The sequence below is a fragment of the Ferrovibrio terrae genome (assembly GCF_943371255.1).
Classification (GTDB): domain Bacteria; phylum Pseudomonadota; class Alphaproteobacteria; order Ferrovibrionales; family Ferrovibrionaceae; genus Ferrovibrio; species Ferrovibrio terrae_B.
The window spans coordinates 37,356-46,592 of the sequence record NZ_CALRUC010000007.1 but is presented as its reverse complement, the minus strand read 5'-3'; the positions used below and the strand labels follow the sequence as shown (position 1 = coordinate 46,592).

Sequence of the window (9,237 nt, the reverse complement as noted above, 5' to 3'; positions counted from 1 at the left end):
ACTGCTGTGTGTTGGCATGCTAGCAATTTAGGCAGTGGCATGAATGACAAAGAGCGAGCAAATCCTGCCAATGCTGAAAATCGGTATCATTGTTTTTGATGGCGTGCAGATTCTCGATGTGGCAGGGCCATTGCAGGCACTGACAACAGCGAATGAAGAGCTGGCAAAACCGCGCTATGCCGTGCAGTTGCTGAGCCGGACCGGCGGCAATGTGCGCACCGCCTCGGGGGTTTCGCTGTCCACGCAGCGATTGAACAAGGCCGTGAAACTGGACACGCTGATTGTGCCCGGCGGCCCCGGTGTCTATGACGCGCGGCAGTCCACACCACTGGTCGCGGCTGTGCGCAATCTGGCGCGGCGCGCCAGGCGGCAATGCGGTGTCTGCACCGGTGCGTTTTTGCTGGCGGAAACCGGGCTGCTGGATGGCCGGCGCGTGGTGACGCATTGGCGCGCCTGTCGCCGGCTGGCGGAGGAGTATCCGGCGCTCAAAGTGGAGGAGGACCCGATCTATCTGCGCGACGGGTCATACTGGACCACGGCGGGCGTTACGGCTGGCATCGATATGGTTCTGGCATTGATCGAAGCCGATAACGGCACCGAGGTGGCGCTCAAGGTGGCGCGCCGTCTGGTGGTCTATATGAAGCGACCCGGCGATCAGCGTCAGTTCAGCGAACCGCTGATCCTGCAATCGACCGAGGGGGCGAAGACGTACAGCAAACTGCTGGATGCCATCACCAACCGGCCGGCGGCGCGCTGGCGTATCGAAGACATGGCGGCAGCGGCGGGGCAGACTGTGCGCACCTTCCATCGCCAGTTCCGCCGTGCCACGGGGGCGACGCCGGCTGAAGTCGTGGAACGCATTCGCTGTGAACGTGCACAGGTACTGCTGCAAAGCACCGGCCTGTCGATCGCGCGCGTCGGCACCAAGGCTGGCTTCGACAGTGAAAGCAGCATGCGTCGCGCCCTGAAGCGGCTGTACGGCTTCACGCCGGCACAGCTGCGACAGGTGGGCGCGCGCAAGGGATCAGCGTTTCAGAAGCGACGTTAGCAGCACGCCGAGACCTACCGCCACCCCGACACTGGCCAGCGGATGCTTGCGTGCCAGCGGCTCGATTTCATGCCGGATTCTGTCGATCTCGTCCTGCAGGCCATGGCTCGGCCAGTAGGTCCAGACCAGGGCTGCGACAATACCGAGGATGACAATGACGCCGACCAGTGTAGCGCCAGCCGCTGCCGCTGCCCAATGCGGCGCCATGGTGACGCCATAGGCCAGGAACAGGGCCCAGCCGAACAGGATGCAGCTGGCCGACAGCACGGCGAAAGCGACGACACCGAGCGCGGCAACGACGATCATGCGCCGCCGTTGCCGTTTCGATGCAGCCGCCTGCAGCCCGCTCAGCAGCAAGCCGGGCAGCAGGGTTGCCAAAGTGCTCATCGTGGCACGCTCATGTTACTTGCGAAGCAGGAGCGTAATCAGCGCACCGGCGGCAAAGGCCGCCAGCAGGCTGCCGGCCGGATGGTCCTGCACGGTTTCCTCAATGCGATCGATCGCCTCGCGGCCGCGATCCTTCAGGTCGCCGCCCAGTTCAACAATCCGGTTCTGCAGCTGGGTCAGTTCGGCCTCGGCAAGCGCCGAGCCGTCTTTCTTGGCGCGGCCGATCAGGGCGGTGATCTCGCTGCCGATATCGACGACCTGGCCGCGCAACTCGGCAAGCTCGGCTTCAGGGGACAGGGCGCGGCGGCGGGTGCGGGTGGCAGTTGCCATGATGGAACTCCTGTTTGTGTGATTTCTGTGGCCGGCGGGGCGGGTTGCCTAGTGCCGGCGCTTGGTCTCGGCCACCTCGTTCATCCAGGCAGCAACCTGGCGTTCAGCCTGGTCGGTGATGATGCCATAGCGCTCCTGGATCTTGCCGACGAGCAGCTCGCGGCGGCCGGCAATGACATCGACATCACTGTCGGTCAGCTCACCCCAGCGTTCGCGGGCCTTTCCGGCGAACTGCTTCCAGTTGCCAGCGATGCGATCCCAGGACGGCAGAGCGGCTTTCACATTGGCTTCAAGACGGTCTTTCATGGGGAACTCCAATGGATGAATGGCGAAAATGGCGGGCGGCCGAAAGCTGCGGCCGCCCGCCATGGACCCGTTACGGAAGCGCTAGCGGACGGACTGGGTCTTCTGCCACTCATCCACCTGCTTTTCGGCTTCCGTCTTGGCGATGCCGTAGCGTTCCTGAATCTTGCCGACCAGCTCCTGGCGCTTGCCATTGATCACGGTGACATCGTCATCGGTCAGCTTGCCCCAGCGCTGCTTTACCTTGCCGGCGAACTGGTTCCAGTTGCCTTCAACCTGGTCCCAGGTGCCGCTGCTGGCGGCATAGACCGCCGGTGGCATGGCGGCGGCCGACAGGGCGAGGGCAGAAATGGCGGCGATTGCGATCTTGCGCATGGTGAAATCCTCCTGTGACTGTGATGGCCCCGATTTCGGAAGGGCGTGTACCAAACCTTTTGCGGCTGCGAAAAGTTCCCATACGGATTGCAGGGGTGCAGCCACGAGAAGCGGGCAAGTGCTTGATTCAACAAAGCCCGTCTATGCCATATGAGAGGATTGGCATGGCGATACCGGGGTCATCAGGGGGCGATTGTGTGGCAGCCGCTGGGCGGCCGCCGGAAAGAGACGGATTACGCCTTCTTTTCCATTGCCTTAGCGGTATTCCAGGCAACATCCATCGTCGCCAGATCGCAATCGGTCAAGTCTTTACCTGCAGCCTTCAAAATAGCTTCCATCTGGCTAAAGCGGCGCTCAAACTTCCTGTTAGCTGCGCGCATGGCTGCTTCAGGGTCGAGCTTCAAATGCCGCGCCAGATTGGCCACCACAAACAGGAAATCGCCGAACTCTTCTTCGATTCTGGCTGCCGTGCCCGATGTGATTTCGATTTCAAGCTCATCCAGCTCTTCACGAATCTTGGCAACAACAGGGCCTTTGTCGGGCCAGTCAAAGCCGACCCGTGCGGCCCGGTTCTGCAGCTTCACGGCACGCAGCAGGGCTGGCAGCCCGGCGGTGACGCCGGCCAGTACCGGCGACAGCCCCTGGTCAGCCAGCGCCTCGGCCTTGGCGGCGCGTTCGGCGGCCTTGATGGCTTCCCAGTTGGTGGACACGGCATCCGCATGCTTGGCATCCACATCGCCGAACACATGCGGGTGGCGGCGGATCATCTTGTCGGCGATGCCGGCGGCCACATCGGGAAAGGCGAAATGGCCGGCTTCCTCGGCCATGCGGGCATGGAACACGACCTGCAGCAGCAGATCGCCGAGTTCATCCTTCAGCCCGACGATGTCGTTGCGGGCAATGGCATCTTCGACCTCGTAGGCTTCCTCGATCGTGTAGGGTGCAATGGTCTCAAAAGACTGTTCAAGATCCCAGGGGCAGCCGCCATTCGGATCGCGCAGTCGCGCCATGATGCGCAACAGTTCAGCCAGGCTGGAAAGGTCGTGGGGAGCAGTCATGCGGGCCTCGGGAATCAATGACCCAGCATGCCGCAAATACTCCGGTCATGTCATCGTGAAACCGGCCCGCTCCGCAACTTCCGGGTCTTGCTGATCAGAGCGAGGTCGACCAGCCGGGGCAGCAAACGTTGGATTGCCACGAAGATACGCTCTGCCCCAGCGGCATAGACCGTGGCGGATTCCCTCTCAACTGCCAGGACGATCTGGCGCGCCACCGTCTGAGGCTGATCCAGCGACATGCCATAGGGTGATATCAGGCTCTGAAAGCCGTCGGCAGCGGCGGTGCGGGTTGCGCGTGGAGCTGCATATGTGACGCCGATTCCATCAGCCGCCAGTTCGCGCCGAATGGCGTCAGAGAATCCGCGCAGCGCAAACTTCGTCGCACAATAAGCGGCAAAGTATGGATGGCCTATATCGCCGAATATCGAGCCTATATTGACGACACGCGGTCGGTCTGAGCGGCGCAGAACCCGCTGCAGGTCGCGGGTCAAGGCAATCGGCGCAACAATGTTTGTCATCACCGCATTCTGCAGTTCCGTATCGGTCAGATCACAGAGCAGCCCGCTGGGAACCAGTCCCGCATTATTGATCAGGATATCGAGCTGACCGCGGGCTATGCAGAGTTGAACAATCGCCTCGCGGCCCTGCGCGGATGTGATATCCGCAATGCAGGTTTTTGTCGGCACTGCGGCCGGCAGCAGGCTGACGGTCTCTGCCAGTTTATCGGCGTTACGCCCGATCAGGATTGGAATGGCACCGCGTTGGGCAAACTCGATCGCCAATGCCCTGCCAATGCCGCTGCCCGCGCCGGTGATGGCAACGCTGCGCCCTTCAAGCAGCATGGGCGACCTCGACAAAGCGACGATCGATGCCACGGAAAATATCACCATAGAGGCGATAGACAATTTTTGCCGTTTCGATGATTGCCTGCTCTGCTGCCGGGTCGGAAATGCCATTTACCAGGTCACGGAAGAAAGCTACGTGCTCCTGGTCCAGGGCGCCATGGGACCGCAGATAGGAAAAGCCCTGCCCATCGGGCAGTCCCAGCGAGGCCTGCAATTTTCCTGCGGCCGCTGCAGCAAGTGCTGCCGACATGCCTTCAAGGACATGCACCATGCCGAGCATGGCGTAAGGACTGATATGCTCGATGGCATAGTAGACATAGGCAACCATCATCCGGCAGGGCAGGTCGCCCTGGCCGTGACGGACAGCTTTGGCATCACCGCCGAGCGCTTCGATGTCGTTCAGAATCCACTCTTCATGGCCTCTCTCCTCACCAATATATTCCAGCAGGGCAGAAAGGTATGCCGTATCGTGATCACCACATCGCCCTGCCGCCGTGGCAAGCAGACGGCAGGTGTGGCGCACATGATGATAGGCTTCACCCAGAAACGCCGTATACATCGGCGCCGAGACACCTTCGCTCAATGCGCGCTGAATAACCGGGGTGGCAATAAAGCCGTCACGTTCCGGGCGCGTTTCCAGCATAAGGCGATCATAGAACTGCATGTCGGGTCTCCGTTTCATCGTCAAGAATGTCAAATTTATCAGCATAGCGCTTTGCTATATCGCCGCGCCGCGGCTTGCCGTTCGGCGTCAGGAGTCTTGTCTCAGCCAACTCTGTGGCGGAGAGAAGGCGCAGGTGTCGTGGGATGGCATAGCCCGGTGCAGTAGCGAGCAAATGAGTTACCAGCTTGTGCAGTGTCGCGGCTGTTGCAGATTTGGACCACGCCAGCCCAAGTGCGGAAGGTTCAAGCAGAGCGGCAAGAAACCCATCGGCAGCAGGTAATACGACGGCGCGTGCGATGCGCGGATCGGCAATCAGCATGGTCTCGATCCACTCCGGGGAAATGTTGCGCCCGTTGGTAGTGACAATCAGGTTGTCCTTGCGGCCTGCGATCTGCAGGTAGCCGTCACTGTCCAGCGCGCCGATATCGCCCGTGTGCCACACACCGTCGCTCGGTCCATCCGTGCGATTGAGGTAGCCATCCGCAACCGACGTGCTGGCAACTACAATTTCGCCATCGGCCATGATGCTGACCTTGCTTCCAGGCAGCGGACGGCCAACTGTAGCCGAGCGACGCATACCTGGTGCATTGACGGCGACCACAGATCCGCATTCGGTCAGCCCGTAACCTTCGTGCACCGGTATACCGAGTTCCCAGGCACGCTCAGCCAGCGCGTCCGGTATGGCAGCCCCTCCGGTCGCGACAAAGCGAAGACTGTCAGGGATTGAAACGCGTCCCACCGCGGCAACCATGGTCCAGGCCTGCAGCAATTGAGGCACCAGCACCAGTGTGGTGGGGCAGTGGCGTTCCACGGCTTCGCCCAATTGCACGGCAATCTCTGGACCGGATGCAGCCACGATCTGCGGCTCGATGATGCAGGAACCACCTGCCAGGATTGGCAGGTATATTCCGCAAATAGATTCAAGGAGCAGCGAAAACGGCAAGACAGAGAGATGGCGGTCGTGATGATGGGCCTTGGTCACCTGCATCAGCGCGGCGCTTGTATTGCAAATCTGTCCCGCACCAAGGATGACGCCCTTCGGTGTGCCGGTAGAACCTGAGGTGTAAACGATGCGACGACCCGACATGGCAGTGGCTTCGGCCGCCATTTCCTCTCGGCCGATAGGCTGGCGGCGAATGCCGACGGCGCCAAGGCGGTCATGTGAAGCGAGGTCTGAAAGAATCAAATCAACGGATGCATCACGAACAATATGCTCTAGCTGCTGATCGGAGAAAAAATGTGGCAGCGGCACAATCGTCTTTCCCGCCATCCACCCGGCGAGGTCGGCAACCAGCCACTCAATGCTGCTGGGTGCCAACAGGCCGATCGTATCGGGAAGTGCAGACATCGTCGCAGCCAGCCCGGCCACACGGCGCGCCAGATGACCGAAGTCGATACTACCAGCAGGGTCCGTGAAGGCTGTCTGATGGTGTTGTTGTGACGCCTGACGATACAGGGCAAGCAGAACATCGCTCATGACGCGAGTGCTTCTCTGTATTGTGGCTCGGTGCTGGATGGCAGCCGTGAGACAAGCAGACGCTGACGCGCGGCTTGACCATCCACCGCGCAGACGCGTGGGTCATGGTCATAATAGCTGCCCCAGGCCGCTGCGTTGATAACGTTGCTTGGCAGGGCCGGGCCCAGATCGATGAGCGGAATGTCCAGCCGCCGGGCGAGGCGGCGCAGCCGGTTGGTGGCTGTGAATATTCCCCAGTGACACCCGGAGCCCAGGCCGATATGGGCGAATCCGATCAGCAGTGTCAGCAGGGCGCCCGGCCGGACGGCCGCCAGGGGACCGAGTTCAACCACCTGATCGCGCGGAACCGGTACGCCAGTATGTGCTGCGATCGCGGCTTGCGCGGGCAGGTTCAGATACTGTTCCGAGAAGAACTGACAGGTGTGATCGCGGAAACCTGCGGTGCATTGCGGACGCCCGGCAGCGTCGATGACGGCAACCATCAGGTCGGGAAAATGGGGGGAATCAGCACCATATTCACTGCGATAGACGTCGCGCACCATGGTTTCGACCGCGGCCCGCAATCGGCCTTGTGGCGGTATGATCTGAAGACGCATTCCAGCTCCTGTAATGGCCTGATGCGTCGCTTATAGGAGGGCCTGCTTACAGCGGCCTTACGCGGAAATTTATAAAGAATTACAGGGCCGATTTATCCAATTGAAGATGAAGCGTGAATACCGCCCCACCATCGTGGGCATCTTCCACACTGACGCGGCCGCCATGCGCGCGCATGGTTTCAGCAACGATTGCCAGACCAAGGCCAGCTCCGCCACTACGTTCACGCCCGCGCCAGAAGCGTTCAAAAATCCGTTCGCGGAGGTCAGCGGGAACACCGGGGCCGTGATCGCGGACTGCCAGGCTGCCGTCTTCGCCAATCCACACGTCCACTTCAGTACCGGGTGGCGTGTGGCTGATCGCATTTTCGATCAGGTTCCGCACCGCATCTTCTAGTTGATGATGCATCGCCAGCACCGTGACGGGAGCGGATGCACGGCGTAGGGCAATTGCCTTGTTCTGCGCAATGGCGAGCGGGGCCATCAGTGCGACCACCGTTTCTCCCACCACGTTCAGATCTACGCCAGGCTCAAGGTTTGGAGTGGTATTTTCAAGTCTGGATACCAGCAGCAACTGGGCAACCAGCCGGCTCATGCGTTCAATATCGCTAGCGAGTTGCTGGGCCGTGGCGCTTTCTTCAAGCTGATCCAACCGGGCCGTGAGCAGGGCAAGCGGCGTGCGCAGCTCATGAGCCGCATTGGCGGTGAAACGCCGCTGTACTTCGAAGCCTTTCTCGAACCGGTCCAAGGCCGTGTTGATCGCCTGAATGAGCGGCAGCATTTCGTCTGAAACTTCCGATGTCGGCAGGCGCAGACCCCGGGTTTCCGGACGGATCATCCGTGCGCGATCGGACAGGTCCTTGATCGGCCGCAGGCTTGTGCGGATTGTCCACACTGAGAAGAGCAGGGTGCCGATCAGGATAATCGGCAGTGTCCATCCGATATGGCTGGCGAACTCGGTCAGCAGAGTATCGATATAAACGTCGCTGTGAAGATGGCCTTGCGCCACAACCACGTGCAGGTCCGGGCGTCCCACGAGGGTTTTCTGCAATACATAATAAGGAGCGCCGGAGCCATCGCCATTGATGAGGCGGAAGTACGATTCTGGACGCTGAAGCTGTTCTGCAGACAGGGCGGAGAATACGTCCCGTGCCTTATCTTCAGATGCGATCAGTATATTCCTCTTGCTGTCGATCAGGGCGTAGAGATAGCTCCCACTGGATTGATCGTAAGCGCGCTGAAGATTTTCAGGCAGCCGAAGTGTTGGCGCGCCGTCTGTCAGCTGGAGATTCTCCGCGATCTGCTCGGCCTGGATCTGCAGGCTGACATCATCCAGATTGTCGATCGCCAGCCAAGTATAGTGGGCCATGACGCTTGCCAGCAGCAGCATGGATGCCAGCAGAACAAAGCCCAGCCGTAGGGCCAGGCGCCCCTGCAGGGTCCAGCGCTTGCGCTCGCCGTTGAGTGTCAGGGCGCTGCCCCTTCGGCCAGCAGATAGCCGACACCACGGATTGTATGGATTTCACCGGAGAACTGACACCCGGCAAGTTTGCGCCGCAGACGATGCAGCAGAACCTCGAGGGAATTCGGCGTCACCTCATCATCAAATCCGTATATCCGCTCTTCCAGAATTGTCTTTGGAACAACGCGGCCGGCGCGACGCAGGAGGTTTTCCAGCAAGGCAAGTTCACGTGGTGTCAGCATGACTGGCTTGCCGCCCACCGTGAGGGAGCGGTCAGTCGTGTTGAAACTGATATTGCCCGCTTCCAGAACCGTGCCGAGAACGCCGGCTGGGCGGCGCAACAGGGCCTTAAGACGCGCGACCAGTTCCGGCATGGCAAACGGCTTGAGCAGATAATCATCTGCACCGGAATTCAGCCCGGCGACACGATCGTCGATGCCATCACGTGCGGTGAGAATGAGCACCGGCGTGGCATCCCGGCGCTGCCGCAGCTCTTGCAGCACGGTGATGCCATCCGTATCAGGGAGGCCAAGATCAAGAACGATGACATCATACTGCGCCGTGCTGATGGCGGCCTGGGCATCTTCCGCTGTACCGGCAGCATCTACAGTGAAGCCTGCGCGGACCAGACTTTGTTGCACCAGTTCACGCAGTCGCTCCTCATCCTCGATTAACAGCAGGCGCATGCGGGCATT

Annotated in this window: 12 protein-coding genes; 1 reads left to right on the top strand and 11 read right to left on the bottom strand. The window is 60.7% G+C overall.

Annotated elements, in window-relative coordinates:
- The first annotated feature begins 43 nt into the window (after positions 1-43).
- Positions 44-1,048, top strand: a complete 1,005-nt coding sequence (locus AAG799_RS03100; protein WP_341894328.1) for a GlxA family transcriptional regulator — start codon at positions 44-46, stop codon at positions 1,046-1,048.
- Here AAG799_RS03100 and AAG799_RS03095 read toward each other — a convergent pair.
- The 11 genes from AAG799_RS03095 to AAG799_RS03045 all read right to left on the bottom strand — a co-directional run bounded on the left by AAG799_RS03095 (position 1,025) and on the right by AAG799_RS03045 (position 9,228).
- A complete protein-coding gene (locus tag AAG799_RS03095) occupies positions 1,025-1,435 on the bottom strand; it encodes a hypothetical protein (RefSeq protein WP_341894327.1) in 411 nt (136 codons plus the stop codon). The two genes, AAG799_RS03100 and AAG799_RS03095, sit on opposite strands and share 24 nt — an antisense overlap.
- Before the next feature lie 15 nt (positions 1,436-1,450).
- Complete coding sequence (locus AAG799_RS03090; RefSeq protein WP_341894326.1) at positions 1,451-1,765, bottom strand: hypothetical protein; 315 nt, start codon at positions 1,763-1,765, stop codon at positions 1,451-1,453.
- Between the two features lie 48 nt (positions 1,766-1,813).
- Positions 1,814-2,071, bottom strand: coding sequence for a CsbD family protein (locus tag AAG799_RS03085; RefSeq protein WP_341894325.1), 258 nt, complete (start codon positions 2,069-2,071; stop codon positions 1,814-1,816).
- An 81-nt stretch (positions 2,072-2,152) separates the two neighbouring features.
- A complete protein-coding gene (locus tag AAG799_RS03080; protein WP_341894360.1) occupies positions 2,153-2,389 on the bottom strand; it encodes a CsbD family protein in 237 nt (78 codons plus the stop codon).
- A 287-nt stretch (positions 2,390-2,676) separates the two neighbouring features.
- Positions 2,677-3,501 (bottom strand): nucleoside triphosphate pyrophosphohydrolase, encoded by an 825-nt coding sequence (gene mazG, locus AAG799_RS03075; protein WP_341894324.1) that lies wholly within the window; start codon positions 3,499-3,501, stop codon positions 2,677-2,679.
- A gap of 50 nt (positions 3,502-3,551) precedes the next feature.
- Positions 3,552-4,376, bottom strand: a complete 825-nt coding sequence (locus tag AAG799_RS03070) for an SDR family NAD(P)-dependent oxidoreductase (protein WP_341894323.1) — start codon at positions 4,374-4,376, stop codon at positions 3,552-3,554.
- Positions 4,333-5,010 (bottom strand): iron-containing redox enzyme family protein, encoded by a 678-nt coding sequence (locus AAG799_RS03065; RefSeq protein WP_341894322.1) that lies wholly within the window; start codon positions 5,008-5,010, stop codon positions 4,333-4,335. The genes AAG799_RS03070 and AAG799_RS03065 overlap by 44 nt, the downstream gene beginning before the upstream one ends.
- Positions 4,997-6,487: an AMP-binding protein gene (locus AAG799_RS03060; RefSeq protein ID WP_341894321.1), complete on the bottom strand. Its 1,491-nt coding sequence runs from the start codon at positions 6,485-6,487 to the stop codon at positions 4,997-4,999. Before AAG799_RS03060 ends, AAG799_RS03065 begins: the two co-directional genes overlap by 14 nt.
- A complete protein-coding gene (locus AAG799_RS03055) occupies positions 6,484-7,083 on the bottom strand; it encodes a thermostable hemolysin (RefSeq protein WP_341894320.1) in 600 nt (199 codons plus the stop codon). The genes AAG799_RS03060 and AAG799_RS03055 overlap by 4 nt, the downstream gene beginning before the upstream one ends.
- Positions 7,084-7,162: 79 nt before the next feature.
- Positions 7,163-8,470 (bottom strand): ATP-binding protein, encoded by a 1,308-nt coding sequence (locus tag AAG799_RS03050; protein WP_341894319.1) that lies wholly within the window; start codon positions 8,468-8,470, stop codon positions 7,163-7,165.
- 77 nt (positions 8,471-8,547) lie between these two features.
- Positions 8,548-9,228 carry a response regulator gene (locus tag AAG799_RS03045; RefSeq protein ID WP_341894318.1) on the bottom strand — a complete coding sequence of 227 codons (681 nt, stop codon included), beginning with the start codon at positions 9,226-9,228 and terminating at the stop codon, positions 8,548-8,550.
- Positions 9,229-9,237 lie beyond the last annotated feature (9 nt).